Raw genomic sequence first — 24,211 nt, 5'->3', positions numbered from 1 at the left:
TGCACTTCTTACGAGTTTTGACTGTTTTTGTATCGTTTAAAGGAAAGGGCAAAAATGACTCAACAAGACTTTCGGACAAAGGTGGGAAACACTGTTTTTGGTGTTCGGGCTACAGCCTTGATTGTCCAAAATCACAAGCTTCTAGTTACCAAAGACAAGGGCAAGTATTACACTATTGGTGGTGCGATTCAAGTCAATGAGAGAACGGAAGATGCGGTAGTCCGTGAAGTGAGGGAAGAACTGGGTGTCAAAGCTCAAGCTGGACAACTAGCTTTCGTGGTTGAAAATCGTTTTGAAGAAGACGGCGTCTATTATCACAACATCGAGTTTCATTATTTAGTGGACTTACTTGAGGATGCCCCATTGACCATGCAGGAAGATGAGAAAATGCAGCCCTGTGAGTGGATTGATTTGGACAAGCTTGAGGATATTCAGCTAGTTCCAGCCTTTTTGAAAACAGCCCTGCCAAATTGGGACGGACAATTACGACACATCCATCTTAACGAATAGGAGAGAAAATGATGGTTAAGCTTATTGCCCATGTACTTGTTCATAGTGGTGGTGATTATTTACTCATTCAGCGTTCGGAAATTAAAAGAGGACAACCCAACGTTTATCCAACTTACTGGGATATTCCTGGTGGCGGGGTTGAAAAGGGTGAACTTCCGCGAGATGGAGCTCTTAGAGAATGTATTGAAGAAGCGGGAGTTAGGCTAGACAGCAGTTCGCTCAAACTTCTTCACGAAGATAGTCAACTGGATACCTCTAAGGATACTGTCTTTACTCGCTTAGTTTATAAAGCAGAGTGGGTTGGGGAGAAGCCAATTATCAGATTAGATCCTGAAGAGCATACGCACTTTAAATGGGTTGCTATGGATCAAGCTCTAGAGGAGGAAAAGTTAGTTCCTTATTTGCGAGAAATTTTTGAAAGGTTAAGAAATGACTTATAATTTTACAGAAGAATACGATATTATTGTAATCGGTGCTGGGCATGCGGGAGTAGAAGCCTCTCTAGCAGCTAGCCGTATGGGTTGCAAGGTCTTACTTGCGACTATTAACATTGAAATGTTGGCTTTCATGCCATGTAATCCCTCTATCGGTGGTTCTGCCAAGGGGATTGTCGTGCGCGAAGTCGACGCCCTTGGTGGTGAAATGGCCAAGACCATTGACAAGACTTACATCCAGATGAAGATGCTTAACACTGGGAAAGGTCCAGCTGTTCGTGCCCTTCGTGCGCAAGCTGACAAGGAGCTCTACTCTAAGGAAATGCGCAAGACAGTTGAAAACCAAGAAAATCTAACCCTACGTCAAACTATGATTGATGAGATTTTGGTGGAAGATGGCAAGGTTGTCGGTGTGCGTACTGCGACCCATCAAGAGTATGGAGCTAAGGCTGTTATCGTGACAACAGGGACTGCCCTCCGTGGGGAAATCATCATCGGAGACCTCAAGTACTCATCGGGTCCAAATCACAGCCTAGCTTCTATTAATCTAGCTGATAATCTCAAGGAACTCGGCCTCGAAATCGGTCGTTTCAAGACAGGAACGCCTCCACGTGTCAAGGCTTCCTCTATCAACTACGATGTGACAGAAATCCAGCCAGGAGACGAAGCGCCTAATCACTTCTCATACACTTCACGTGACGAAGATTATGTCAAGGACCAAGTTCCATGCTGGTTGACCTACACAAATGGTACTAGTCATGAGATTATCCAAAACAACCTCCACCGTGCGCCTATGTTTACAGGTGTGGTCAAGGGAGTGGGGCCTCGTTACTGTCCATCGATTGAGGATAAAATTGTGCGTTTTGCGGACAAGGAACGCCACCAACTCTTCCTTGAGCCAGAAGGACGCAATACAGAAGAAGTATATGTCCAAGGTCTCTCAACCAGCCTTCCTGAGGATGTGCAACGTGACTTGGTACATTCCATCAAAGGTTTGGAAAATGCAGAGATGATGCGAACTGGTTATGCTATCGAGTACGACATGGTCTTGCCTCATCAATTGCGTGCGACTCTGGAAACCAAGAAAATCTCAGGACTTTTCACAGCTGGTCAGACCAATGGAACGTCAGGTTACGAAGAAGCAGCTGGCCAAGGGATTATCGCTGGTATCAATGCGGCTCTGAAAATCCAAGGTAAGCCTGAGTTGATTCTGAAACGAAGCGACGGTTATATCGGAGTGATGATTGACGACTTGGTAACAAAGGGTACCATTGAACCTTACCGTCTCTTGACCAGTCGTGCTGAGTACCGTCTCATCCTCCGTCATGACAATGCGGATATGCGTTTAACTGAGATGGGGCGCGAGATTGGGCTTGTTGACGATGAACGCTGGGCTCGCTTTGAAATCAAGAAAAATCAATTTGACAATGAGATGAAGCGCCTAGACAGCATCAAACTCAAGCCGGTCAAGGAAACTAACGCCAAGGTCGAAGCGATGGGATTCAAACCATTGACTGATGCAGTCACTGCCAAGGAGTTCCTCCGTCGTCCAGAAGTCTCTTACCAAGATGTGGTTGCCTTCATCGGACCTGCTGCTGAAGAATTGGATGACAAAATTATCGAATTGATTGAAACGGAAATCAAGTACGAAGGATACATCTCAAAAGCCATGGATCAGGTTGCTAAGATGAAACGCATGGAAGAAAAACGGATTCCAGCCAACATCGACTGGGATGATATTGACTCCATTGCGACAGAGGCTCGTCAGAAGTTCAAACTCATTAATCCAGAAACCATTGGTCAAGCCAGCCGTATTTCTGGAGTTAACCCAGCAGATATCTCCATTCTGATGGTGTATCTGGAAGGTAAAAATCGAAGCATTTCGAAAAATTTAGAAAAGAAAGCTGATTAGAAACAAAGCGCTGAATTCTCTTTTGGAAATTCAGCTTTTTTGATAGAATCGTCCTCTATTTTCGAATAAAGAGAAAAGGAGGAATGATTATGCTGACGGTAGAAGAAAAAAATTTTTTAGACCACTATAAAAATGCTTCCTATCATCGTTTTTATGAGATTGAACGCTTCGCTAGTCTCTGTCAAAAGTTAGACAAATGGCCACCACAGGCTGACAAGCTTTAGACTTTTTGATATACTAGAACAAATTAAAACATAGGAGAGAATGAATGAACGTATATGGCAGATTAGAAGAGGAACCAACTCCATCTTGGACGGGAATTCAGGATGATTTAGTTGGGAGAGAGGAGCGCTTCGAGGATGAACCAAGTTCATTTGCTCCCTTACCATTATTTAAGATCCTAATCTGGAGCACTCTAGTTGTACTTGTATCTGTAGTTCTTCCTTTTTTGCTAGGACTAACTAGCCCAGAGCAGGCACAAGATTTTTATATGGGATGGGCGATGCACCAGGGGGGAGATATCTACACAGACTATTTTGGAACGAGTGGTCTTCTCTATTACTTTTTACAGTATCTAAGCAAGGGTAGTATTTTGTTTGCAGCCTTTACTTGGCTTGCTCTAGTGGGTGCTGGGATTTTTCTTTTCCGTTCAACTTATACCTTGACGGAGGAGAACAAGCAGTCGCAACAAGTGTTGACCATCTTTTATCTTCTTGTTGGAGGACTTAGCTTTGGCGGTGGTTATGCCACCATTTTGGCCCTTCCATTTCTGTTTTACGCTCTTAGTTTAGTAACAAGGTATTTGGTAGAGTATAATCATGACAAAGGTTTTGTGCGTATCGGGATGAGTTTGGCGCTTGCCTTCTTCTTGGCCCCTCTAGTCGCAGTTCTATATACTCTTGTCTTGTTTTTAGCCTTATTAGCCTTTAATATCGGACGTGGTCGCTTGGTTCATGGGTTCTATCAATTCTTTGCAGCTGGTCTTGGGTTCTCACTTTTCTTTTATCCAATTGGTTACTATACGGCTTATAACGGGAGTTTCGGGAATGCTATTAGTCAAATTCTCTATCCAGTAGATAGTTTGAAGTTTATGTCCAATCCAGCCTTGCTAGACAACCTCCTTTTTTATGGATTATTAACAATTGGTCTTGGAGGATTAAGATTCGTATTTACAGGGCTTTTTCAGTCTAAGCCAAGCAAGCAATATGTCTTATCTATTTTTGCTTCAGTAGCTATCTTATTGTTACTAGGATTGGAAATTTTCTCTACAGAACCGATTCACGGTAGTCGTCTAGCTACTTTTCTTCCGTTCTTGTCCATTCTTCTATTGACTCACATTCGAACTGGGGAATTAGAAGGAGCCAATCGCCGTAGAAGACATCGAGAAGTTCCTTCAATATGGGCAATATTTCTTCAGGGTAATGTCTATTTGCCAGTGTTAGCTTTGACCTACCTATTTTTGGCTCCTCTGGTCGCCCGTTATGTTCTTCACTCAGAACAATATCAAGAACGAACTCGTATAGAAACTACGGTTAAAGGACAAACACAGGCAACAGATCGTATTTATATATGGGATGATCTTACTAATGGTTATAAGACTAGTGAACGTTTAGCAGCTAGTCAGTTGCTATCACCAAAATTATATACTGGCCTGGATGCAAATCGTAGCAAACTTGTCAATGATTTACGTGATAATCAGCCTAAAGTGATTGTGGTCAATACCAAAACAGCTCTGTGGACAGAAGTAGAACAGCTTCTAGCAGAAAGTTATCAACCAGTTCAAAGTGAATTCAAAGACTTTAAACTTTACAAATTAAAATAAAATAATCAATATCTAGTGTAAATTTTATGAAAATATGAATTTTGACACTAGATATTGATTTTTATTTTTATAGTGATATAATACTTTAAGAAAGAAAATTTAAGAAAAGAGCCTGGATATGATTGTATTAGAAGAGAAAACAAACCCTGATCCAACCTTATTCGTTGAAAAGCGCGACGGTAGACGCGTCATTTTTGATGTAGACAAGATTGACAAAGCCTTGCATAAGGCTGCGGAAAAAGTCATGGATGTAACCCCCTTGGTCGAAAAGCGTCTTAATACTCTAGTTGAACGTATTGTAGAAGAGATTCATAGTCGCTTTCCTCAAGGTGTAAAAATCTATGAAATCCAAAATATCGTAGAACATGAGTTATTGGAAGCTAAAGAATATGCCTTGGCAGAGGAATATATCACTTACCGAACTCAAAGGGATTTTGAGCGCTCAAAAGCAACAGATATCAATTTCAGTATCCATAAACTTCTCAACAAAGACCAGGCAGTTGTCAATGAGAATGCTAATAAAGATAGTGATGTTTTTAATACCCAGCGTGATTTGACGGCGGGGATTGTTGGGAAATCAATCGGTCTTCAAATGCTTCCTAAGCATGTGGCTAATGCCCACCAAAAAGGGGATATCCACTATCACGATTTGGACTATAGCCCTTACACCCCGATGACCAACTGCTGTCTGATTGATTTCAAGGGCATGTTGGAAAATGGTTTTAAGATTGGGAATGCTGAGGTAGAGAGTCCTAAGTCTATTCAGACTGCGACTGCTCAGATATCACAAATCATCGCCAACGTTGCATCAAGTCAGTATGGGGGATGTTCAGCAGACCGTATTGATGAAGTCTTGGCTCCTTATGCAGAGAAAAATTACCAAAAGCACCTCAAAGATGCAGAGGAATGGGTTCTACCTGATAAACGCGAAGAATATGCTTGGAAGAAAACCCAAAAAGACATCTATGATGCTATGCAATCATTGGAGTATGAAATCAATACCCTCTTCACTTCAAATGGGCAAACACCCTTTACTTCCCTTGGTTTCGGTCTAGGAACCAATCGTTTTGAACGAGAAATTCAAAAGGCAATCCTGAACATTCGTATCAAGGGGCTTGGTTCAGAACACCGTACAGCTATCTTCCCTAAACTCATCTTCACTCTTAAAAGAGATCTTAACTTAGAGGAAGGTTCGCCTAACTACGATATCAAGCAGTTAGCACTTGAATGCGCAACTAAACGCATGTATCCAGATGTCTTGTCTTATGATAAGATTGTCGAGCTGACAGGTTCTTTCAAGGTTCCTATGGGTTGTCGATCATTTCTTCAAGGCTGGAAGGATGAAAATGGAGTAGAAGTCAATTCTGGTCGTATGAACCTAGGTGTGGTAACAGTCAATCTTCCTCGTATCGCCCTCGAGTCTGAAGGCGACCTGAACAAGTTCTGGGAAATCTTCAATGAGCGGATGAATATCGCAGAAGATGCACTGGTCTATCGTGTAGAGCGGACCAAGGAAGCAACTCCAGCTAATGCGCCTATCCTTTATCAATACGGAGCTTTTGGTCGTCGTCTTGGGAAAGAAGAAAGTGTCGATGAGCTCTTTAAGAATAGACGTTCCACAGTTTCGCTTGGCTACATTGGACTTTATGAAGTAGCGACAGTCTTCTTTGGCAACAATTGGGAAACCAATCCAGAAGCTAAAGAATTCACCCTTGATATCATTCGAGATATGAAACATCGAGTAGAAGAGTGGTCAGACCAATATGGATATCACTTCTCAATCTACTCAACTCCATCTGAAAGTTTAACGGACCGTTTCTGTCGTTTGGATACAGAGAAATTCGGTTCTATTCCAGATATAACGGATAAAGAGTACTACACAAATTCCTTCCATTATGATGTGCGAAAAAATCCAACTCCTTTTGAAAAATTGGACTTCGAGAAGGTTTATCCAGAAGCGGGTGCATCAGGTGGCTTTATCCATTACTGTGAGTACCCAGTTCTTCAACAAAATCCAAAGGCCTTGGAAGCTGTTTGGGACTATGCTTATGATCGAGTAGGTTATCTAGGAACTAATACTCCGATTGATCGTTGCTACAAGTGTGATTTCGAAGGAGACTTTGATCCAACTGAGAGAGGTTTTGCATGTCCTAACTGTGGCAATAGCGACCCTAAAACAGTAGATGTTGTCAAACGGACCTGTGGCTATCTAGGAAATCCTCAAGCTCGTCCAATGGTTAACGGACGTCACAAGGAAATTGCTGCGCGTGTGAAACACATGAACGGTTCTACTATCAAAGCAGCAGGACATGAAGTAAGAAATTAGAAAGAGATAGAATGGGAAAATATCAATTAGATGATAAGGGCAAGGCCTTGGTTCAACGATTCCACGAAAAACATTCAAAGGGTGGAGTCAATAAAAAAGACCGAGTAGCTAGCCTTAGAGAACAATTTTTAAACAAAAACAAGAAAAAGTGAGAGTTGCCTCTCACTTTTCTTATAGCGGGGAGGGGAATATGGAACTACGCAGACCAGGATTGGCAGATAAAGAAACAATTTTAGAGATGATGTCAGAGTTTGAAAAGAACCAATCAGTCCACGATGGTGGATTTTGGGATGCTGAGGGTTTTGTTTACGAAGAGTGGCTGGAGACAAATATGCAAAAAGAAATGGGAATAAATTTGCCTGAAAATCGTGTTCCTTCTATTCAATTTGTATCATTTGATGCTGTAGGTCGAGCTCTAGGATTTTTGAATCTGCGATTGAGACTGAATGAGGGCTTGCTGAATTATGCTGGCCACATTGGCTATTCCATTCGTCCATCTGAAAGAGGTAAGGGTTATGCGAAAGAATCCCTCCGACAAGGTCTACAAGTTGCTAAGGGAAAGAATATCAAACGAGCGCTTGTGACTTGTAGCACAGAAAATCCTGCCAGCCGAGCTGTTATTTTAGCTAACGGTGGTGTTTATGAGGATGTTCGAAACGGAACAGAGCGCTATTGGATAGACTTGGAGTAGACAGCATGACATGGAATACACCAAAACCAGGCGAGTGGAAAAGTGAAGAACTCAGTCAGGGGCGTATCATTGACTATAAGGCTTTTAACTTTGTGGATGGAGAAGGGGTGCGCAACTCCCTTTACGTAGCAGGTTGTATGTTTCACTGTGAGGGCTGTTATAATGTTGCAACCTGGTCTTTCAATGCTGGTATCCCATATACGCCAGAGTTAGAAGAACAAATCATGGCAGACTTGGCTCAGCCTTATGTTCAAGGATTGACTTTATTAGGAGGAGAACCCTTCCTAAATACAGGAATCCTCTTGCCCCTAGTCAAACGCATTCGAAAAGAATTGCCAGATAAAGATATCTGGTCTTGGACAGGATATACCTGGGAAGAAATGCTGTTAGAAACTCCAGATAAACTAGAACTTTTATCCATGATTGATATCTTAGTCGATGGTCGGTATGACAAAAGCAAGCGCAATCTCATGCTCCAGTTCCGAGGCTCTTCTAACCAGCGGATTATCGATGTTCAAAAATCTCTTAAAAGCGGGGAAGTCATTATTTGGGAAAAGCTTAACGATGGAAAAGAAAGCTATGAACAGGTGAAGAGAGAATGAAGAAAAAAGACTTAATAGAGCAACTGGTCTCAGAAATAGACTCAGGAAGAATTAGGACGCTAGGGATCTACGGTCATGGAGCTTCAGGAAAATCAACTTTTGCTCAAGAATTGTACCAAGAACTTGATTCCCAAAAGGTAAATTTACTAGAGACAGATCCCTACATTACTTCGGGACGATATTTAGTGGTACCTAAAGAGACACCAGACCAAAAGGTGACAGCATGTTTACCGGTAGCACATGAGCTGGCAAGTTTACAAAGAGATATTCTTGCTCTGCAAGCGGGTATGGATGTCTTGACAATAGAAGAACCTTGGAAAACTAGTGAGATCTTATCTGGAGAAAAAAAGATTTTGATTGTCGAAGGGATGTCTGTGGGTTTTCTACCCAAGGAACTCTTTGACAAAACCATTTGTTTCTACACGGATGAGGAGACTGAATTAAAGAGACGACTAGCTCGAGATACGACTGTGAGAAATCGTGATGCATCCTTTATATTAGCTAGTCAGCAGATGAGACGGGAGCAGTATCTACAATACTATAAAGAAACCGAGTCAAGAGCTGATATCTTGGTAGATCAATCAGATGATAAATTTCAAATTAAAACTAACTATATATAGAAGAAAAGTCAGAAAATCCAGCACTTAAATATGCAAATTCATTAAAATGGAACAAGAAAACAGTTTCATTTAAAAAATTTAAAAAAACCTGTCAAATCCCTTGCAATCGCAGGGGCTTTGTGTTATTCTATTATGGTGCTGTAAATTACAGCTTTAGCTTTGATGCAAGAGGTTGCGACACGCTCGGTTGCATTGCCACGCAACGCGCGTCGGTTTTCTTGTGGAGCTAGCCTATTATCTTAAATAGACGAAAAGGAGAAAAAGATGGCAAACAAAAAAATCCGTATCCGTTTGAAAGCTTACGAACACCGTACGCTTGACACAGCGGCTGCAAAAATCGTAGAATCAGCTACTCGTACAGGTGCACAAGTTGCGGGTCCAATCCCACTTCCAACTGAGCGTAGCCTCTACACAATCATTCGTGCGACTCACAAATACAAAGACTCTCGCGAACAATTTGAAATGCGTACACACAAACGTTTGATCGATATCGTTAACCCAACTCAAAAAACAGTTGACGCTTTGATGAAATTGGATCTTCCAAGTGGTGTAAACGTAGAAATCAAACTTTAATTTAAAGCTTGATACCTTGAGCATAAAAAACGCTCGTTAAAAACTTTTTGAATAAAAAATATAGAAAAGGAACTATTTTCTCATGACAAAAGGAATCTTAGGGAAAAAAGTGGGAATGACTCAAATCTTCACTGAAGCTGGCGAATTGATCCCTGTAACAGTTATTGAAGCAACTCCAAACGTTGTTCTTCAAGTTAAAACTGTTGAAACAGACGGATACAACGCTATCCAAGTTGGTTTCGATGATAAACGCGAAGTATTGAGCAACAAACCTGCTAAAGGACATGTAGCAAAAGCTAACACGGCTCCTAAGCGCTTCATTCGTGAATTCAAAAACGTTGAAGGCTTGGAAGTTGGTGCTGAAATCACAGTTGAAACATTCGCAGCTGGAGACGTTGTTGACGTAACTGGTACTTCTAAAGGTAAAGGTTTCCAAGGTGTTATCAAACGCCACGGACAATCACGTGGACCTATGGCTCACGGTTCTCGTTACCACCGTCGTCCAGGTTCTATGGGACCTGTTGCACCTAACCGCGTATTCAAAGGTAAAAACCTTGCAGGACGTATGGGTGGCGACCGTGTAACAATTCAAAACCTTGAAGTTGTACAAGTTGTTCCAGAAAAGAACGTTATTCTTATCAAAGGTAACGTACCAGGTGCTAAGAAATCTCTTATCACTATCAAATCAGCAGTTAAAGCTGGTAAATAATAAGGAAAGGGGAATACAGTCAAAATGGCAAATGTAACATTATTCGACCAAACTGGTAAACAAGCGGGCGAAGTTGTTCTTAACGATGCAATCTTTGGTATCGAACCAAACCAATCTGTTGTGTTTGATGTCATCATCAGCCAACGTGCTAGCCTTCGTCAAGGAACTCACGCTGTTAAAAACCGTTCAGCCGTTTCAGGTGGCGGACGCAAACCATGGCGTCAAAAAGGAACTGGACGTGCTCGTCAAGGTTCTATCCGCTCTCCACAATGGCGTGGTGGTGGAATCGTCTTCGGACCAACTCCACGTAGCTATGCGTACAAACTTCCTCAAAAAGTTCGTCGCCTTGCACTAAAATCTGTTTACTCAGAAAAAGTTGCTGAAAACAAATTTGTAGCCGTTGATTCTCTTGAATTTACAGCTCCAAAAACTGCTGAATTTGCAAAAGTTCTTGCAGCTTTGAGCATCGATTCTAAAGTCCTTGTTATTCTTGAAGAAGGAAACGAATTCGCAGCTCTTTCAGCTCGTAACCTTCCAAACGTGAAAGTTGCGACTGCTACAACTGCAAGTGTTCTTGACATCGCAAATAGTGACAAACTTCTTGTTACTCAAGCAGCTATCTCTAAAATCGAGGAGGTTCTTGCATAATGAATTTGTATGATGTTATCAAAAAACCTGTAATCACTGAAAGCTCAATGGCTCAACTTGAAGCAGGAAAATATGTATTTGAAGTTGACACACGTGCGCACAAACTTTTGATCAAGCAAGCTGTTGAAGCTGCTTTCGAAGGTGTTAAAGTTGCAAATGTTAACACAATCAACGTAAAACCTAAAGCTAAACGTGTTGGACGTTACACTGGTTTTACTAACAAAACTAAAAAAGCTATCATCACACTTACAGCTGATTCAAAAGCAATCGAGTTGTTCGCTGCTGAAGCTGAATAATCTAAGGAGGAAATATCGTGGGAATTCGTGTTTATAAACCAACAACAAACGGTCGCCGTAATATGACTTCTTTGGATTTCGCTGAAATCACAACAAGCACACCAGAAAAAACTTTGCTTGTTGCTTTGAAGAACAAGGCTGGTCGTAACAACAACGGTCGTATCACTGTTCGTCACCAAGGTGGTGGACACAAACGCTTCTACCGTTTGGTTGACTTTAAACGTAACAAAGATAACGTTGAAGCAGTTGTTAAAACTATCGAGTACGATCCAAACCGTTCTGCAAACATCGCTCTTGTGCACTACACTGACGGTGTGAAAGCATACATCATCGCTCCAAAAGGTCTTGAAGTTGGTCAACGTATCGTTTCAGGTCCTGAAGCAGATATCAAAGTAGGTAACGCTCTTCCACTTGCTAACATCCCAGTTGGTACTTTGGTTCACAACATTGAGTTGAAACCAGGTCGTGGTGGTGAATTGGTTCGTGCTGCTGGAGCTTCTGCTCAAGTATTGGGACAAGAAGGTAAATACGTTCTTGTTCGTCTTCAATCAGGCGAAGTTCGTATGATTCTTGGAACTTGTCGTGCTACAGTTGGTGTTGTCGGAAACGAACAACATGGACTTGTAAACCTTGGTAAAGCAGGACGTAGCCGTTGGAAAGGTATCCGCCCAACAGTTCGTGGTTCTGTAATGAACCCTAACGATCACCCACACGGTGGTGGTGAAGGTAAAGCACCAGTTGGTCGTAAAGCACCATCTACTCCATGGGGCAAACCTGCTCTTGGTCTTAAAACTCGTAACAAGAAAGCGAAATCTGACAAACTTATCGTTCGTCGTCGCAACGAGAAATAATTTAAAACTAGTCGCTTAGGCAACTAGAAATTCCGCCAGCTCGGTAGCGCTCCTTGTGAGCGCAAGCCGCTGTGGTACAAAATTTAAAGGAGAAAATATAAAAATGGGACGCAGTCTTAAAAAAGGACCTTTCGTCGATGAGCATTTGATGAAAAAAGTTGAAGCTCAAGCTAACGACGAAAAGAAAAAAGTTATCAAAACTTGGTCACGTCGTTCAACGATTTTCCCAAGTTTCATTGGTTACACTATCGCAGTTTATGATGGACGTAAACATGTACCTGTTTACATCCAAGAAGACATGGTAGGTCACAAACTTGGTGAATTCGCACCAACTCGTACTTACAAAGGTCACGCCGCAGACGACAAGAAGACACGTAGAAAATAAGGAGAACATAAATGGCAGAAATTACTTCAGCTAAAGCAATGGCTCGCACAGTACGTGTTTCACCTCGTAAATCACGTCTTGTTCTTGACAACATCCGTGGTAAAAGCGTAGCCGATGCAATCGCAATTTTGACATTCACTCCAAACAAAGCTGCTGAAATCATCTTGAAAGTTTTGAACTCAGCTGTAGCTAACGCTGAAAACAACTTTGGTTTGGATAAAGCTAACTTGGTAGTATCTGAAGCATTCGCAAACGAAGGACCAACTATGAAACGTTTCCGTCCACGTGCGAAAGGTTCAGCTTCACCAATCAACAAACGTACAGCTCACATCACTGTAGCTGTTGCAGAAAAATAAGGAGGTAAAATCGTGGGTCAAAAAGTACATCCAATTGGTATGCGTGTCGGCATCATCCGTGATTGGGATGCCAAATGGTATGCTGAAAAAGAATACGCGGATTACCTTCATGAAGATCTTGCAATCCGTAAATTCGTTCAAAAAGAACTTGCTGACGCAGCTGTTTCAACTATTGAAATCGAACGCGCAGTAAACAAAGTTAACGTTTCACTTCACACTGCTAAACCAGGTATGGTTATCGGTAAAGGTGGTGCTAACGTTGATGCACTTCGTGCTAAACTTAACAAATTGACTGGAAAACAAGTACACATCAACATCATCGAAATCAAACAACCTGATTTGGATGCTCACCTTGTTGGTGAAGGAATTGCTCGTCAATTGGAGCAACGTGTTGCTTTCCGTCGTGCACAAAAACAAGCAATCCAACGTGCAATGCGTGCTGGAGCTAAAGGAATCAAAACTCAAGTATCAGGTCGTTTGAACGGTGCAGATATCGCCCGTGCTGAAGGATACTCTGAAGGAACTGTTCCACTTCACACACTTCGTGCAGATATCGATTATGCTTGGGAAGAAGCAGACACTACATACGGTAAACTTGGTGTTAAAGTATGGATCTACCGTGGTGAAGTTCTTCCAGCTCGTAAAAACACTAAAGGAGGTAAATAACCAATGTTAGTACCTAAACGTGTTAAACACCGTCGTGAATTCCGTGGTAAAATGCGCGGTGAAGCTAAAGGTGGAAAAGAAGTAGCATTCGGTGAATACGGTCTTCAAGCTACAACTAGCCACTGGATCACTAACCGCCAAATCGAAGCTGCTCGTATCGCCATGACTCGTTACATGAAACGTGGTGGTAAAGTTTGGATTAAAATCTTCCCACACAAATCATACACAGCTAAAGCTATCGGGGTTCGTATGGGATCTGGTAAAGGGGCACCTGAAGGTTGGGTAGCACCAGTTAAACGTGGTAAAGTAATGTTTGAAGTTGCTGGTGTATCTGAAGAGATCGCTCGCGAAGCGCTTCGTCTTGCAAGCCACAAATTGCCAGTTAAATGTAAATTCGTAAAACGTGAAGCAGAATAAGGAGAAGGCATGAAACTTAATGAAGTAAAAGAATTTGTTAAAGAACTTCGTGGTCTTTCTCAAGAAGAACTCGCGAAGCGCGAAAACGAATTGAAAAAAGAATTGTTTGAACTTCGTTTCCAAGCTGCTACTGGTCAATTAGAACAAACAGCTCGCTTGAAAGAAGTTAAAAAACAAATCGCTCGTATCAAAACAGTTCAATCTGAAGCGAAATAATAGACTAGGGAAGGAGAAATTTCAATGGAACGCAATAATCGTAAAGTTCTTGTTGGACGTGTTGTATCTGACAAAATGGACAAGACAATCACAGTTGTAGTTGAAACAAAACGTAACCACCCAGTCTATGGTAAACGTATTAACTACTCTAAAAAATACAAAGCACATGATGAAAACAATGTTGCCAAAGAAGGCGATATCGTACGTATCATGGAAACTCGTCCGCTTTCAGCTACAAAACGTTTCCGTCTTGTAGAAGTCGTTGAAGAAGCGGTTATCATCTAATCAAACCTGAAAGGAGAAAACTGAAATGATTCAAACAGAAACTCGTTTGAAAGTCGCAGACAACAGCGGTGCACGCGAAATCTTGACTATCAAAGTTCTTGGTGGTTCTAAACGTAAATTTGCGAACATCGGTGATGTTATTGTGGCATCTGTAAAACAAGCTACTCCTGGTGGTGCGGTTAAAAAAGGTGACGTTGTTAAAGCAGTTATCGTTCGTACTAAATCAGGTGCTCGTCGTGCTGATGGTTCATACATCAAATTTGACGAAAACGCAGCAGTTATCATCCGTGAAGATAAAACTCCTCGCGGAACACGTATCTTTGGCCCAGTTGCACGTGAATTGCGTGAAGGTGGCTTCATGAAGATCGTGTCACTTGCTCCAGAAGTACTTTAATTGATTGCTCAAAGAAAATTAAAACAAGTCTAGGAAGTAAGACGAAAGCATAACTTAAGTTAGGTGAGTTGAAACTGACGAAGGATTGCTTTAATTTTCACAGAGCAAAAACAAACAAACACAGTCCCCTGGCTTAGCCAGGGTGCCCATTGGGCGTAAGAATAAAAGGAGAAAAAAATGTTTGTAAAAAAAGGCGACAAAGTTCGCGTAATCGCTGGTAAAGATAAGGGAACAGAAGCTGTTGTCCTTACTGCCCTTCCAAAAGTAAACAAAGTTATCGTTGAAGGTGTTAACATCGTTAAGAAACACCAACGTCCAACTAACGAACTTCCTCAAGGTGGTATCATCGAGAAGGAAGCAGCTATCCACGTATCAAATGTTCAAGTTTTGGACAAAAATGGTGTAGCTGGTCGTGTTGGTTACAAATTTGTAGACGGTAAAAAAGTTCGCTACAACAAAAAATCAGGCGAAGTGCTTGATTAATCACGAAGGAAAGGAGAAGTATAATGGCAAATCGTTTAAAAGAAAAATATCTTAATGAAGTAGTTCCTGCTTTGACAGAACAATTCAACTACTCATCAGTGATGGCTGTGCCTAAAGTAGATAAGATCGTTTTGAACATGGGTGTTGGTGAAGCTGTATCAAACGCTAAAAGCCTTGAAAAAGCTGCTGAAGAATTGGCGCTTATCTCAGGTCAAAAACCACTTATCACTAAAGCTAAAAAATCAATCGCCGGCTTCCGTCTTCGTGAAGGTGTTGCGATCGGTGCAAAAGTTACCCTTCGTGGTGAACGTATGTACGAATTCTTGGATAAATTGGTTTCAGTTTCACTTCCACGTGTGCGTGACTTCCATGGTGTTCCAACAAAATCATTTGATGGACGAGGAAACTACACACTTGGTGTGAAAGAACAATTGATCTTCCCAGAAATCAACTTTGATGACGTTGACAAAACTCGTGGTCTTGACATCGTTATCGTAACTACTGCTAACACTGACGAAGAGTCACGTGCATTGCTTACAGGCCTTGGAATGCCTTTTGCAAAATAATATAGGAGGTATAACTAATGGCTAAAAAATCTATGATTGCTAAGAACAAACGCCCAGCGAAGTTCTCTACTCAAGCATACACTCGCTGTGAACGTTGTGGACGTCCACACTCAGTTTACCGCAAGTTTAAACTTTGCCGTGTTTGCTTCCGTGAATTGGCATATAAAGGTCAAATCCCTGGTGTAACAAAAGCATCTTGGTAATATCATGATACAAAGAGCGTAACAACCATAGCAAAAATAGGAGATTTGGTGCAGGAGCGATGCTCCAAGACAAATCTATCTTTTTTGCCCAGGTTGTAGCTCGTGTTCAAATGAGAGTTATCTTATTTGAATGTGTCAATACTATCTGAGCTTAGCTCAATCATTAACTAGCAAGTGCAACTTGCAAACTACTAGTAAGAGGAGAAAAATAAAATGGTTATGACTGACCCAATCGCAGACTTCCTAACTCGTATTCGTAACGCTAACCAAGCAAAACACGAAGTACTTGAAGTACCTGCATCAAACATCAAAAAAGGAATTGCTGAAATCCTTAAACGCGAAGGTTTTGTTAAGAACGTAGAAATCATCGAAGATGACAAACAAGGCATCATCCGTGTATTCCTTAAATACGGACCAAACGGTGAAAAAGTTATCACAAACTTGAAACGTGTTTCTAAACCAGGACTTCGTGTCTACAAAAAACGTGAAGACCTTCCAAAAGTACTTAACGGTCTTGGAATTGCTATCCTTTCAACTTCTGAAGGTTTGCTTACTGATAAAGAAGCACGCCAAAAGAACGTTGGTGGAGAAGTTATCGCTTACGTTTGGTAATATTTAGCTCCCAATTTCTTTGTGATTCGTCGTTATCGTCTCTTGCCTAACCCAAAGTTATGCCTGCGAGACGATGCCTAGATTCACTTTGAAATTGAAACCTAAATATTCCTTTAAATCGAGAAATCGATTTAACCCCGTGAAAACTGGCCAACATGGCCTGACAATTTAACAGGAGAATAAAAACATGTCACGTATTGGTAATAAAGTTATCGTGTTGCCTGCTGGTGTTGAAATCACTAACAATGACAACGTTGTAACTGTAAAAGGACCTAAAGGAGAACTTACTCGTGAGTTCTCAAAAGATATTGAAATTCGTGTGGAAGGTACTGAAGTAACTCTTCACCGTCCAAACGATTCAAAAGAAATGAAAACTATCCACGGAACTACTCGTGCTCTTTTGAACAACATGGTTATTGGTGTATCAGAAGGATTCAAGAAACAACTTGAAATGCGTGGGGTTGGTTACCGTGCACAACTTCAAGGATCAAAACTTGTTTTGGCTGTTGGTAAATCACATCCAGACGAAGTTGAAGCTCCAGAAGGAATTACTTTTGAACTTCCAAACCCAACAACAATCGTTGTTAGCGGAATTTCAAAAGAAGTAGTTGGTCAAACAGCTGCTTACGTACGTAGCCTTCGTTCACCAGAACCATACAAAGGTAAAGGTATCCGTTACGTTGGCGAATATGTTCGTCTTAAAGAAGGTAAAACAGGTAAATAATATTGAGTGGTTGATTTTCAACCACCAATACTATTTCCAACTTTGTGCATAGCACACGATTTAAAACTAAAGAGGTGAAAACTGTGATTTCTAAACCAGATAAAAACAAACTCCGCCAAAAACGCCACCGTCGCGTTCGCGGAAAGCTCTCTGGAACTGCTGATCGCCCACGTTTGAACGTATTCCGTTCTAATACAGGCATCTACGCTCAAGTTATTGATGACGTAGCGGGTGTAACGCTCGCAAGTGCTTCAACTCTTGACAAAGAAGTTTCAAAAGGAACAAAAACTGAACAAGCCGTTGCTGTCGGTAAACTCGTTGCAGAACGTGCAAACGCTAAAGGTATTTCAGAAGTGGTGTTCGACCGCGGTGGATATCTATATCACGGACGTGTGAAAGCTTTGGCTGATGCAGCTCGTGAAAACGGATTGAAATTCTAATAGGAGGACACTAGAAAATGGCATTTAAAGACAATGCAGTTGAATTAGAAGAACGCGTAGTTGCTGTTAACCGTGTTACTAAAGTTGTTAAAGGTGGACGTCGTCTTCGTTTTGCAGCTCTTGTAGTCGTTGGTGACCACAACGGTCGCGTAGGATTTGGTACTGGTAAAGCTCAAGAAGTTCCAGAAGCAATCCGCAAAGCAGTAGAAGATGCTAAGAAAAACTTGATCGAAGTTCCTATGGTTGGAACAACAATCCCACACGAAGTTATTTCAGAATTCGGTGGAGCTAAAGTATTGTTGAAACCAGCTGTAGAAGGTTCTGGAGTTGCCGCTGGTGGTGCTGTTCGTGCCGTTATCGAGTTGGCAGGTGTAGCTGATGTTACATCTAAATCTCTTGGCTCAAATACTCCAATCAACATTGTTCGCGCAACTGTTGAAGGTTTGAAACAATTGAAACGCGCTGAAGAAGTTGCTGCCCTTCGTGGTATTTCAGTTTCTGATTTGGCATAAGAAAGGGGATAAAATGGCTCAAATTAAAATTACTTTGACTAAGTCTCCAATCGGACGCATTCCATCACAACGTAAAACTGTTGTAGCACTTGGACTTGGCAAATTGAACAGCTCTGTTATTAAAGAAGATAACGCTGCAATTCGTGGTATGATTACTGCAGTATCTCACTTGGTAACAGTTGAAGAAGTAAACTAATTAAATTTTAGGGGATGTGCAGTATACCATCCCCTAAAACTAGATATAGTCATCTTTGATGACAAACGTATAGGCGAGTTGATAGGAGAGACAACCTTTTCTCTCTTATCGGCGCTAGCATTTTACAAAAGAGGAGAAAATATATAATGAAACTTCATGAATTGAAACCTGCAGAAGGTTCTCGTAAAACTCGTAACCGTGTTGGTCGTGGTACTTCATCAGGTAACGGTAAAACATCTGGTCGTGGTCAAAAAGGTCAAAAAGCTCGTAGCGGTGGCGGAGTACGTCTTGGTTTTGAAGGTGGACAAACTCCATTGTTCCGTCGTCTTCCAAAACGTGGATTCACTAACATCAACGCTAAAGAATACGCAATTGTTAACCTTGACCAATTGAACGTCTTTGAAGATGGTGCAGAAGTAACTCCAGTTGTTCTTATCGAATCAGGAATTGTTAAAGCTGAAAAATCAGGTATCAAAATTCTTGGTAACGGTGAGTTGACTAAGAAATTGTCTGTAAAAGCAGCTAAATTCTCTAAATCAGCTGAAGAAGCTATCACTGCTAAAGGTGGTTCAGTAGAAGTCATCTAAGAGAGGTGACCTATGTTTTTTAAATTATTGAGAGAAGCCTTCAAAGTTAAGCAAGTTCGATCAAAAATTCTTTTTACAATTTTTATCGTCTTTGTCTTCCGTATCGGGACTAGCATTACGGTTCCATGGGTGAATGCCAATAGCTTGAATGCTTTGAGTGGTCTATCTTTTCTAAATATGTTAAGTTTGGTGTCTGGTAATGCCATGAAAAACTTTTCAGTTTTTGCACTTGGTGTTAGTCCATACATTACTGCTTCTATCGTTGTCCAACTCTTACAAATGGATTTATTACCAAAGTTTGTAGAGTGGGGTAAACAAGGGGAAGTTGGTCGTAGAAAATTGAACCAGGCAACACGATATATTGCCCTTGTTCTTGCATTCGTGCAATCTATCGGAATTACAGCTGGTTTTAATGCTTTATCTGGAGCCAAACTTTTGACTGTTCCTCTAACACCACAAGTTTTCCTTGTGATTGGAGCAATCCTAACAGCGGGTAGTATGATTGTAACTTGGTTGGGAGAGCAAATTACTGATAAGGGTTATGGGAATGGTGTTTCCATGATTATCTTTGCCGGGATTGTTGCTTCAATTCCTGATATGATCAAAGGTATCTATGTTGACTATTTTGTCAACGTACCAAGCGACCGCTTGACTTCATCCCTCATTTTTGTTGCTATCTTAATTGTAGCAGTCTTATTGATTGTTTACTTTACAACTTATGTTCAACAAGCTGAATATAAGATACCAATTCAGTATACTAAGGTAGCACAAGGAGCACCGTCAAGTTCCTATCTTCCATTGAAGATTAACCCTGCAGGAGTTATTCCAGTTATCTTTGCTAGCTCAATTACAGCAGCACCAGCGGCAATTTTACAATTTGTAAGTGCATCTGGTCTTGATTGGGCCTGGGTACGTAGTGCTCAGGAGTTACTATCTACAACAGCTCCTACAGGTATCGCTTTGTACGCTCTGTTGATTATCCTCTTTACATTCTTCTATACATTTGTACAGATTAATCCAGAGAAGGCAGCAGAAAATTTGCAAAAGAGTGGTGCTTATATCCACGGTGTCCGTCCTGGTAAAGGGACAGAAGAGTATATGTCAAAACTTCTTCGTCGTCTCGCAACAGTCGGTTCCCTCTTCTTAGGTGTTATTTCTATTTTACCTATTGTAGCTAAGGATTTATTCGGTCTTTCAGAAGTAGTTGCTTTTGGGGGAACAAGTCTTTTGATCATTATCTCAACAGGTATTGAAGGAATTAAACAATTGGAAGGTTATTTATTGAAACGTAAGTATGTTGGTTTCATGAATACAACAGAATAATTGTAATAGAAAAGAAAATTCACTATTGCTCAGAGAGTGGAGTTTAAAAATCAAAGACCTTGTCAGATTTTTATCTCCTCTCTTCTATTTTGTTTTTAAATAGGAGTTGAAATGAATTTTTGCTTCTATTTAAAAACAAAAAAGGAGTTTGAATCATGAATCTTTTGATTATGGGCTTACCTGGTGCAGGTAAGGGTACACAGGCAGCAAAAATTGTTGAACAATTTCATGTTGCTCATATCTCAACAGGTGATATGTTCCGTGCGGCAATGGCTAACCAAACTGAAATGGGTGTCTTAGCTAAGTCTTATATCGACAAAGGCGAGTTGGTTCCAGATGAAGTTACAAATGGTATCGTGAAAGAGCGTCTCTCACAAGATGACATTAAAGAAACTGGTTTCTTGTTGGACGGGTACCCACGTACAATTGAACAAGCTCATGCCTTGGATAAAACTTTAGCTGAATTAGGGATTGAGCTTGAAGGTGTTATTAACATCGAAGTAAATCCAGATTGTCTTTTGGAGCGTTTGAGTGGTCGTATCATTCACCGTGAAACTGGCGAAACTTTCCACAAAGTTTTCAATCCACCAGTTGACTACAAAGAAGAAGATTATTACCAACGTGAAGATGACAAACCTGAAACAGTAAAACGTCGTTTAGATGTTAATATTGCCCAAGGTGAACCAATTATTGCCCACTATCGTGCAAAAGGTTTGGTACATGATATCGAAGGTAACCAAGATATCAATGATGTCTTTGCAGATATCGAAAAAGTATTGACAAAATTGAAATAAAAGCGTTTTTCATGCTTGCAAAATGTCTCTACAAATGTTATACTGAGTTAGTCTGACTTATAATTGTTGTCTCTGTGTCTAGAGGCATCAAATCGAAATTTATGGAGGTACTTTTGCGTGGCAAAAGACGATGTGATTGAAGTTGAAGGTAAAGTAGTTGATACTATGCCGAATGCAATGTTTACGGTTGAACTTGAAAATGGACATCAGATTTTAGCAACAGTTTCTGGTAAAATTCGTAAAAACTATATTCGTATTTTAGCGGGAGATCGTGTTACTGTCGAAATGAGTCCATATGACTTGACACGTGGACGTATCACTTACCGCTTTAAATAATCGAAAAACTTGGAGGGATAAGAAATGAAAGTAAGACCATCGGTCAAACCAATTTGCGAATACTGTAAAGTAATTCGTCGTAATGGTCGTGTTATGGTAATTTGCCCAGCAAATCCAAAACACAAACAACGTCAAGGATAAGATAGAAAGGAGAAAACATGGCTCGTATTGCTGGAGTTGACATTCCAAATGACAAACGCGTAGTAATTTCATTGACTTATGTGTACGGTATCGGACTTCCAACATCTAAGAAAATCTTAGCAGCTGCTGGAATTTCAGAAGATGTACGTGTTCGCGATCTTACACCAGATCAAGAAGATGCTATCCGTCGTGAAGTGGATGCAATTAAAGTTGAAGGTGACCTTCGTCGTGAAGTTAACTTGAACATCAAACGTTTGATGGAAATCGGTTCATACCGTGGTATCCGTCACCGTCGTGGACTTCCTGTCCGTGGACAAAACACTAAAAACAACGCTCGCACTCGTAAAGGTAAAGCTGTTGCGATTGCTGGTAAGAAAAAATAATATAGGAGGTAAAAGTCTTGGCTAAACCAACACGTAAACGTCGTGTGAAAAAGAATATCGAATCTGGTATTGCTCATATTCACGCTACATTTAATAACACTATTGTTATGATTACTGATGTGCATGGTAATGCAATTGCTTGGTCATCAGCTGGTGCTCTTGGTTTCAAAGGTTCTCGTAAATCTACACCATTTGCTGCTCAAATGGCTTCTGAAGCTGCTGCTAAATCTGCACAAGAACACGGTCTTAAGTCAGTTGAAGTTACTGTTAAAGGTCCAGGTTCTGGTCGTGAGTCAGCTATTCGTGCTCTTGCTGCCGCTGGTCTTGAAGTAACAGCAATTCGTGATGTGACTCCAGTGCCACACAATGGTGCTCGTCCTCCAAAACGTCGCCGTGTATAATCATAACCTTACACTGCTTTTCGTTTAAGAGGGAGTAACTAAATGATCGAGTTTGAAAAACCAAATATAACAAAAATTGATGAAAATAAAGATTATGGCAAGTTTGTAATCGAACCGCTTGAACGTGGTTACGGTACAACACTTGGTAACTCTCTTCGTCGTGTACTTCTAGCTTCTCTTCCAGGGGCTGCTGTAACATCTATCAATATCGAAGGTGTATTGCATGAATTTGATACAGTTCCGGGTGTTCGCGAAGACGTGATGCAAATCATTCTGAACATCAAAGGTATTGCAGTAAAATCTTACGTTAAAGACGAAAAGATCATTGAACTAGATGTGCAAGGTCCTGCTGAAATTACAGCTGGAGATATCTTGACAGATAGCGACATTGAAATTGTAAATCCAGATCATTATCTCTTTACAATCGGTGAAGGTTCTTCTCTAAAAGCGACAATGACTGTTAACAGTGGTCGTGGATATGTACCTGCTGATGAAAACAAAAAAGATAATGCACCAGTTGGAACACTTGCTGTAGATTCTATTTATACACCAGTTACAAAAGTCAACTATCAAGTTGAACCTGCTCGTGTAGGTAGCAATGATGGTTTCGACAAATTAACCCTTGAAATCTTGACTAATGGAACAATTATTCCAGAAGATGCTTTAGGGCTTTCAGCACGTATCTTGACAGAGCACCTTGATTTGTTTACAAATCTTACAGAGATTGCTAAGTCAGCAGAAGTGATGAAAGAAGCTGATACTGAATCGGACGACCGTATCTTGGAACGTACGATTGAGGAACTTGACTTGTCTGTGCGTTCATACAACTGTTTGAAACGTGCCGGTATCAACACTGTGCATGATTTGACAGAAAAATCTGAAGCAGAGATGATGAAAGTAAGAAATCTTGGACGCAAGAGTTTGGAAGAAGTGAAAGTCAAACTCATTGATTTGGGTCTTGGATTAAAAGATAAATAAAGGAGGAATAAATGGCTTACCGTAAACTAGGACGCACTAGCTCACAACGTAAAGCAATGCTTCGCGATTTGACAACTGACCTTTTGATCAACGAATCAATCGTGACAACTGAAGCTCGTGCTAAAGAAATCCGTAAAACTGTTGAAAAAATGATTACTCTAGGTAAACGTGGTGATTTGCATGCACGTCGTCAAGCAGCTGCTTTCGTACGTAATGAAATCGCATCTGAAAACTATGATGAAGCAACTGATAAGTACACTTCTACTACAGCACTTCAAAAATTGTTCTCAGAAATCGCACCTCGTTATGCTGAGCGTAACGGTGGATACACTCGTATCCTTAAAACTGAACCACGTCGTGGTGATGCAGCGCCAATGGCGATCATCGAATTAGTATAAAATCATCAATTTTGTTGAGTGTTATGATGATGGGGTCTTGTGCTCTTAGTCTAGCTCTGGTCTACCGCTAGGACTTATGTCCTAGCGGGAACACTCATCATAAGATGATAAGGTAGACGCTTGTTTACGAAATTGTTTTTTACTAAAGAACAATTTCGTAAGCAGGCGTTTTTGAGTATTTTATTAGGAAATATGCTATACTATTGAAAAAGAAAATCAACAATGTTCATTTTTTCAAAAATATTCTATAAAGAGGTTATGAGTCAATATACTATCAGTTTCAAGTTCTAAACTAGCGACTTGGTAAAAAAAAATACTAGTCTGGTACAAGATCAACTAAGAGATTTTTTAGGGTTTCAACTTGGATAATCGTTCACTATTAAGTAATTTAGTTACTCTATCCCCCCTTTTTTATTTTGTT

General features: G+C 40.8%; 39 protein-coding genes. All 39 read left to right on the top strand.

Annotated features, from left to right (window positions below; genetic code table 11):
• Window positions 1-54 precede the first annotated feature (54 nt).
• Window positions 55-510 carry an NUDIX hydrolase gene (locus ADH81_RS03645; protein ID WP_049526534.1) on the top strand — a complete coding sequence of 152 codons (456 nt, stop codon included), beginning with the start codon at window positions 55-57 and terminating at the stop codon, window positions 508-510.
• Between the two features lie 8 nt (window positions 511-518).
• Window positions 519-950, top strand: coding sequence for an NUDIX hydrolase (locus tag ADH81_RS03640; protein ID WP_049526532.1), 432 nt, complete (start codon window positions 519-521; stop codon window positions 948-950).
• The gene (gene mnmG, locus ADH81_RS03635) at window positions 940-2,856 is read left to right on the top strand and encodes a tRNA uridine-5-carboxymethylaminomethyl(34) synthesis enzyme MnmG (RefSeq protein ID WP_049526530.1); all 1,917 of its coding nucleotides are present in this window, start codon (window positions 940-942) and stop codon (window positions 2,854-2,856) included. Before ADH81_RS03640 ends, mnmG begins: the two co-directional genes overlap by 11 nt.
• 89 nt (window positions 2,857-2,945) lie before the next feature.
• Window positions 2,946-3,080, top strand: a complete 135-nt coding sequence (locus ADH81_RS11530) for a hypothetical protein (protein ID WP_261673714.1) — start codon at window positions 2,946-2,948, stop codon at window positions 3,078-3,080.
• 44 nt (window positions 3,081-3,124) lie between these two features.
• The gene (locus ADH81_RS03630) at window positions 3,125-4,678 is read left to right on the top strand and encodes a damage-inducible protein CinA (RefSeq protein WP_049526528.1); all 1,554 of its coding nucleotides are present in this window, start codon (window positions 3,125-3,127) and stop codon (window positions 4,676-4,678) included.
• Between the two features lie 118 nt (window positions 4,679-4,796).
• The gene (nrdD, locus tag ADH81_RS03625) at window positions 4,797-7,004 is read left to right on the top strand and encodes an anaerobic ribonucleoside-triphosphate reductase (protein ID WP_049526526.1); all 2,208 of its coding nucleotides are present in this window, start codon (window positions 4,797-4,799) and stop codon (window positions 7,002-7,004) included.
• A gap of 11 nt (window positions 7,005-7,015) precedes the next feature.
• Window positions 7,016-7,156: a hypothetical protein gene (locus tag ADH81_RS11285; protein ID WP_000521611.1), complete on the top strand. Its 141-nt coding sequence runs from the start codon at window positions 7,016-7,018 to the stop codon at window positions 7,154-7,156.
• Between the two features lie 38 nt (window positions 7,157-7,194).
• The gene (locus ADH81_RS03615; RefSeq protein ID WP_049526525.1) at window positions 7,195-7,695 is read left to right on the top strand and encodes a GNAT family N-acetyltransferase; all 501 of its coding nucleotides are present in this window, start codon (window positions 7,195-7,197) and stop codon (window positions 7,693-7,695) included.
• 5 nt (window positions 7,696-7,700) lie between these two features.
• On the top strand, window positions 7,701-8,297 hold the full coding sequence (gene nrdG / locus ADH81_RS03610) for an anaerobic ribonucleoside-triphosphate reductase activating protein (RefSeq protein WP_049526523.1): 597 nt from the start codon (window positions 7,701-7,703) through the stop codon (window positions 8,295-8,297).
• Window positions 8,294-8,917 carry a uridine kinase family protein gene (locus ADH81_RS03605; RefSeq protein WP_049526522.1) on the top strand — a complete coding sequence of 208 codons (624 nt, stop codon included), beginning with the start codon at window positions 8,294-8,296 and terminating at the stop codon, window positions 8,915-8,917. Before nrdG ends, ADH81_RS03605 begins: the two co-directional genes overlap by 4 nt.
• A gap of 264 nt (window positions 8,918-9,181) precedes the next feature.
• On the top strand, window positions 9,182-9,490 hold the full coding sequence (gene rpsJ / locus ADH81_RS03600) for a 30S ribosomal protein S10 (RefSeq protein ID WP_001284513.1): 309 nt from the start codon (window positions 9,182-9,184) through the stop codon (window positions 9,488-9,490).
• Window positions 9,491-9,572: 82 nt separating this feature from the next.
• Window positions 9,573-10,199, top strand: coding sequence for a 50S ribosomal protein L3 (gene rplC / locus ADH81_RS03595; RefSeq protein ID WP_000160197.1), 627 nt, complete (start codon window positions 9,573-9,575; stop codon window positions 10,197-10,199).
• Window positions 10,200-10,223: 24 nt separating this feature from the next.
• Window positions 10,224-10,847 carry a 50S ribosomal protein L4 gene (rplD, locus tag ADH81_RS03590; protein WP_000024549.1) on the top strand — a complete coding sequence of 208 codons (624 nt, stop codon included), beginning with the start codon at window positions 10,224-10,226 and terminating at the stop codon, window positions 10,845-10,847.
• Complete coding sequence (locus ADH81_RS03585; RefSeq protein WP_001055347.1) at window positions 10,847-11,143, top strand: 50S ribosomal protein L23; 297 nt, start codon at window positions 10,847-10,849, stop codon at window positions 11,141-11,143. The genes rplD and ADH81_RS03585 overlap by 1 nt, the downstream gene beginning before the upstream one ends.
• Window positions 11,144-11,160: 17 nt before the next feature.
• On the top strand, window positions 11,161-11,994 hold the full coding sequence (gene rplB / locus ADH81_RS03580; protein ID WP_000512914.1) for a 50S ribosomal protein L2: 834 nt from the start codon (window positions 11,161-11,163) through the stop codon (window positions 11,992-11,994).
• Between the two features lie 103 nt (window positions 11,995-12,097).
• Window positions 12,098-12,379: a 30S ribosomal protein S19 gene (gene rpsS, locus ADH81_RS03575; RefSeq protein ID WP_000533766.1), complete on the top strand. Its 282-nt coding sequence runs from the start codon at window positions 12,098-12,100 to the stop codon at window positions 12,377-12,379.
• Between the two features lie 11 nt (window positions 12,380-12,390).
• Window positions 12,391-12,735, top strand: coding sequence for a 50S ribosomal protein L22 (rplV, locus tag ADH81_RS03570; RefSeq protein ID WP_000818137.1), 345 nt, complete (start codon window positions 12,391-12,393; stop codon window positions 12,733-12,735).
• Window positions 12,736-12,747: 12 nt separating this feature from the next.
• The gene (rpsC, locus tag ADH81_RS03565; protein ID WP_000529936.1) at window positions 12,748-13,401 is read left to right on the top strand and encodes a 30S ribosomal protein S3; all 654 of its coding nucleotides are present in this window, start codon (window positions 12,748-12,750) and stop codon (window positions 13,399-13,401) included.
• A gap of 3 nt (window positions 13,402-13,404) precedes the next feature.
• Window positions 13,405-13,818, top strand: a complete 414-nt coding sequence (gene rplP, locus ADH81_RS03560) for a 50S ribosomal protein L16 (RefSeq protein ID WP_000960948.1) — start codon at window positions 13,405-13,407, stop codon at window positions 13,816-13,818.
• A gap of 9 nt (window positions 13,819-13,827) precedes the next feature.
• Window positions 13,828-14,034: a 50S ribosomal protein L29 gene (gene rpmC / locus ADH81_RS03555; RefSeq protein ID WP_000772918.1), complete on the top strand. Its 207-nt coding sequence runs from the start codon at window positions 13,828-13,830 to the stop codon at window positions 14,032-14,034.
• A 24-nt stretch (window positions 14,035-14,058) separates the two neighbouring features.
• A complete protein-coding gene (gene rpsQ, locus ADH81_RS03550; RefSeq protein ID WP_000440801.1) occupies window positions 14,059-14,319 on the top strand; it encodes a 30S ribosomal protein S17 in 261 nt (86 codons plus the stop codon).
• A 25-nt stretch (window positions 14,320-14,344) separates the two neighbouring features.
• Window positions 14,345-14,713: a 50S ribosomal protein L14 gene (gene rplN, locus ADH81_RS03545; RefSeq protein ID WP_000616548.1), complete on the top strand. Its 369-nt coding sequence runs from the start codon at window positions 14,345-14,347 to the stop codon at window positions 14,711-14,713.
• A gap of 177 nt (window positions 14,714-14,890) precedes the next feature.
• Complete coding sequence (rplX, locus tag ADH81_RS03540) at window positions 14,891-15,196, top strand: 50S ribosomal protein L24 (protein WP_000497691.1); 306 nt, start codon at window positions 14,891-14,893, stop codon at window positions 15,194-15,196.
• Window positions 15,197-15,219: 23 nt separating this feature from the next.
• On the top strand, window positions 15,220-15,762 hold the full coding sequence (gene rplE / locus ADH81_RS03535) for a 50S ribosomal protein L5 (RefSeq protein ID WP_000013542.1): 543 nt from the start codon (window positions 15,220-15,222) through the stop codon (window positions 15,760-15,762).
• 17 nt (window positions 15,763-15,779) lie between these two features.
• Window positions 15,780-15,965 carry a type Z 30S ribosomal protein S14 gene (locus tag ADH81_RS03530; RefSeq protein ID WP_001085699.1) on the top strand — a complete coding sequence of 62 codons (186 nt, stop codon included), beginning with the start codon at window positions 15,780-15,782 and terminating at the stop codon, window positions 15,963-15,965.
• A gap of 213 nt (window positions 15,966-16,178) precedes the next feature.
• Window positions 16,179-16,577: a 30S ribosomal protein S8 gene (rpsH, locus tag ADH81_RS03525; RefSeq protein ID WP_000245504.1), complete on the top strand. Its 399-nt coding sequence runs from the start codon at window positions 16,179-16,181 to the stop codon at window positions 16,575-16,577.
• 187 nt (window positions 16,578-16,764) lie between these two features.
• Window positions 16,765-17,301 carry a 50S ribosomal protein L6 gene (rplF, locus tag ADH81_RS03520; protein WP_000086625.1) on the top strand — a complete coding sequence of 179 codons (537 nt, stop codon included), beginning with the start codon at window positions 16,765-16,767 and terminating at the stop codon, window positions 17,299-17,301.
• Window positions 17,302-17,384: 83 nt separating this feature from the next.
• A complete protein-coding gene (gene rplR / locus ADH81_RS03515) occupies window positions 17,385-17,741 on the top strand; it encodes a 50S ribosomal protein L18 (protein ID WP_000624044.1) in 357 nt (118 codons plus the stop codon).
• Between the two features lie 17 nt (window positions 17,742-17,758).
• Window positions 17,759-18,253, top strand: a complete 495-nt coding sequence (gene rpsE / locus ADH81_RS03510) for a 30S ribosomal protein S5 (protein ID WP_000874203.1) — start codon at window positions 17,759-17,761, stop codon at window positions 18,251-18,253.
• Between the two features lie 13 nt (window positions 18,254-18,266).
• Window positions 18,267-18,449 (top strand): 50S ribosomal protein L30, encoded by a 183-nt coding sequence (gene rpmD, locus ADH81_RS03505; RefSeq protein ID WP_000057241.1) that lies wholly within the window; start codon window positions 18,267-18,269, stop codon window positions 18,447-18,449.
• A 146-nt stretch (window positions 18,450-18,595) separates the two neighbouring features.
• Window positions 18,596-19,036, top strand: coding sequence for a 50S ribosomal protein L15 (gene rplO, locus ADH81_RS03500; protein WP_000766079.1), 441 nt, complete (start codon window positions 18,596-18,598; stop codon window positions 19,034-19,036).
• A 12-nt stretch (window positions 19,037-19,048) separates the two neighbouring features.
• Window positions 19,049-20,359 (top strand): preprotein translocase subunit SecY, encoded by a 1,311-nt coding sequence (gene secY / locus ADH81_RS03495; RefSeq protein ID WP_049526520.1) that lies wholly within the window; start codon window positions 19,049-19,051, stop codon window positions 20,357-20,359.
• Between the two features lie 155 nt (window positions 20,360-20,514).
• Window positions 20,515-21,153 carry an adenylate kinase gene (locus ADH81_RS03490; protein ID WP_001050432.1) on the top strand — a complete coding sequence of 213 codons (639 nt, stop codon included), beginning with the start codon at window positions 20,515-20,517 and terminating at the stop codon, window positions 21,151-21,153.
• Window positions 21,154-21,270: 117 nt separating this feature from the next.
• Window positions 21,271-21,489 (top strand): translation initiation factor IF-1, encoded by a 219-nt coding sequence (infA, locus tag ADH81_RS03485; RefSeq protein ID WP_001029883.1) that lies wholly within the window; start codon window positions 21,271-21,273, stop codon window positions 21,487-21,489.
• 24 nt (window positions 21,490-21,513) lie between these two features.
• The gene (gene rpmJ / locus ADH81_RS03480) at window positions 21,514-21,630 is read left to right on the top strand and encodes a 50S ribosomal protein L36 (protein ID WP_001808836.1); all 117 of its coding nucleotides are present in this window, start codon (window positions 21,514-21,516) and stop codon (window positions 21,628-21,630) included.
• Between the two features lie 17 nt (window positions 21,631-21,647).
• Window positions 21,648-22,013, top strand: coding sequence for a 30S ribosomal protein S13 (rpsM, locus tag ADH81_RS03475; RefSeq protein ID WP_000090783.1), 366 nt, complete (start codon window positions 21,648-21,650; stop codon window positions 22,011-22,013).
• 17 nt (window positions 22,014-22,030) lie between these two features.
• Window positions 22,031-22,414: a 30S ribosomal protein S11 gene (gene rpsK / locus ADH81_RS03470; protein WP_001118385.1), complete on the top strand. Its 384-nt coding sequence runs from the start codon at window positions 22,031-22,033 to the stop codon at window positions 22,412-22,414.
• A gap of 42 nt (window positions 22,415-22,456) precedes the next feature.
• On the top strand, window positions 22,457-23,392 hold the full coding sequence (locus ADH81_RS03465; RefSeq protein ID WP_000568996.1) for a DNA-directed RNA polymerase subunit alpha: 936 nt from the start codon (window positions 22,457-22,459) through the stop codon (window positions 23,390-23,392).
• Window positions 23,393-23,403: 11 nt separating this feature from the next.
• Window positions 23,404-23,790 carry a 50S ribosomal protein L17 gene (gene rplQ / locus ADH81_RS03460; RefSeq protein WP_000331493.1) on the top strand — a complete coding sequence of 129 codons (387 nt, stop codon included), beginning with the start codon at window positions 23,404-23,406 and terminating at the stop codon, window positions 23,788-23,790.
• Window positions 23,791-24,211 lie beyond the last annotated feature (421 nt).

The organism is Streptococcus pseudopneumoniae (assembly GCF_001072925.1).
Lineage (GTDB): Bacteria > Bacillota > Bacilli > Lactobacillales > Streptococcaceae > Streptococcus > Streptococcus pseudopneumoniae_Q.
This window is presented reverse-complemented; position numbering and strand designations above follow the sequence as displayed.

Bases quoted from the DNA above. Each gene is read 5' to 3' on its own strand.
- rplP (WP_000960948.1), top strand. From the start codon at position 13,405: ATGTTAGTACCTAAACGTGTTAAACACCGTCGTGAATTCCGTGGTAAA.
- ADH81_RS11285 (WP_000521611.1), top strand. From the start codon at position 7,016: ATGGGAAAATATCAATTAGATGATAAGGGCAAGGCCTTGGTTCAACGA.
- ADH81_RS03630 (WP_049526528.1), top strand. From the start codon at position 3,125: ATGAACGTATATGGCAGATTAGAAGAGGAACCAACTCCATCTTGGACG.
- ADH81_RS03605 (WP_049526522.1), top strand. From the start codon at position 8,294: ATGAAGAAAAAAGACTTAATAGAGCAACTGGTCTCAGAAATAGACTCA.
- ADH81_RS03645 (WP_049526534.1), top strand. From the start codon at position 55: ATGACTCAACAAGACTTTCGGACAAAGGTGGGAAACACTGTTTTTGGT.
- rplX (WP_000497691.1), top strand. From the start codon at position 14,891: ATGTTTGTAAAAAAAGGCGACAAAGTTCGCGTAATCGCTGGTAAAGAT.
- rplD (WP_000024549.1), top strand. From the start codon at position 10,224: ATGGCAAATGTAACATTATTCGACCAAACTGGTAAACAAGCGGGCGAA.
- rpmJ (WP_001808836.1), top strand. From the start codon at position 21,514: ATGAAAGTAAGACCATCGGTCAAACCAATTTGCGAATACTGTAAAGTA.
- rplE (WP_000013542.1), top strand. From the start codon at position 15,220: ATGGCAAATCGTTTAAAAGAAAAATATCTTAATGAAGTAGTTCCTGCT.
- ADH81_RS03465 (WP_000568996.1), top strand. From the start codon at position 22,457: ATGATCGAGTTTGAAAAACCAAATATAACAAAAATTGATGAAAATAAA.
- rpsS (WP_000533766.1), top strand. From the start codon at position 12,098: ATGGGACGCAGTCTTAAAAAAGGACCTTTCGTCGATGAGCATTTGATG.
- rpsE (WP_000874203.1), top strand. From the start codon at position 17,759: ATGGCATTTAAAGACAATGCAGTTGAATTAGAAGAACGCGTAGTTGCT.
- ADH81_RS03640 (WP_049526532.1), top strand. From the start codon at position 519: ATGATGGTTAAGCTTATTGCCCATGTACTTGTTCATAGTGGTGGTGAT.
- rplQ (WP_000331493.1), top strand. From the start codon at position 23,404: ATGGCTTACCGTAAACTAGGACGCACTAGCTCACAACGTAAAGCAATG.
- mnmG (WP_049526530.1), top strand. From the start codon at position 940: ATGACTTATAATTTTACAGAAGAATACGATATTATTGTAATCGGTGCT.
- rpsQ (WP_000440801.1), top strand. From the start codon at position 14,059: ATGGAACGCAATAATCGTAAAGTTCTTGTTGGACGTGTTGTATCTGAC.
- ADH81_RS03490 (WP_001050432.1), top strand. From the start codon at position 20,515: ATGAATCTTTTGATTATGGGCTTACCTGGTGCAGGTAAGGGTACACAG.
- ADH81_RS03615 (WP_049526525.1), top strand. From the start codon at position 7,195: ATGGAACTACGCAGACCAGGATTGGCAGATAAAGAAACAATTTTAGAG.
- rplO (WP_000766079.1), top strand. From the start codon at position 18,596: ATGAAACTTCATGAATTGAAACCTGCAGAAGGTTCTCGTAAAACTCGT.
- nrdD (WP_049526526.1), top strand. From the start codon at position 4,797: ATGATTGTATTAGAAGAGAAAACAAACCCTGATCCAACCTTATTCGTT.
- rplN (WP_000616548.1), top strand. From the start codon at position 14,345: ATGATTCAAACAGAAACTCGTTTGAAAGTCGCAGACAACAGCGGTGCA.
- nrdG (WP_049526523.1), top strand. From the start codon at position 7,701: ATGACATGGAATACACCAAAACCAGGCGAGTGGAAAAGTGAAGAACTC.
- rplF (WP_000086625.1), top strand. From the start codon at position 16,765: ATGTCACGTATTGGTAATAAAGTTATCGTGTTGCCTGCTGGTGTTGAA.
- ADH81_RS11530 (WP_261673714.1), top strand. From the start codon at position 2,946: ATGCTGACGGTAGAAGAAAAAAATTTTTTAGACCACTATAAAAATGCT.
- secY (WP_049526520.1), top strand. From the start codon at position 19,049: ATGTTTTTTAAATTATTGAGAGAAGCCTTCAAAGTTAAGCAAGTTCGA.
- rplV (WP_000818137.1), top strand. From the start codon at position 12,391: ATGGCAGAAATTACTTCAGCTAAAGCAATGGCTCGCACAGTACGTGTT.
- ADH81_RS03585 (WP_001055347.1), top strand. From the start codon at position 10,847: ATGAATTTGTATGATGTTATCAAAAAACCTGTAATCACTGAAAGCTCA.
- rpmD (WP_000057241.1), top strand. From the start codon at position 18,267: ATGGCTCAAATTAAAATTACTTTGACTAAGTCTCCAATCGGACGCATT.
- rpsH (WP_000245504.1), top strand. From the start codon at position 16,179: ATGGTTATGACTGACCCAATCGCAGACTTCCTAACTCGTATTCGTAAC.
- rpmC (WP_000772918.1), top strand. From the start codon at position 13,828: ATGAAACTTAATGAAGTAAAAGAATTTGTTAAAGAACTTCGTGGTCTT.
- rpsJ (WP_001284513.1), top strand. From the start codon at position 9,182: ATGGCAAACAAAAAAATCCGTATCCGTTTGAAAGCTTACGAACACCGT.
- ADH81_RS03530 (WP_001085699.1), top strand. From the start codon at position 15,780: ATGGCTAAAAAATCTATGATTGCTAAGAACAAACGCCCAGCGAAGTTC.
- rpsM (WP_000090783.1), top strand. From the start codon at position 21,648: ATGGCTCGTATTGCTGGAGTTGACATTCCAAATGACAAACGCGTAGTA.
- rplC (WP_000160197.1), top strand. From the start codon at position 9,573: ATGACAAAAGGAATCTTAGGGAAAAAAGTGGGAATGACTCAAATCTTC.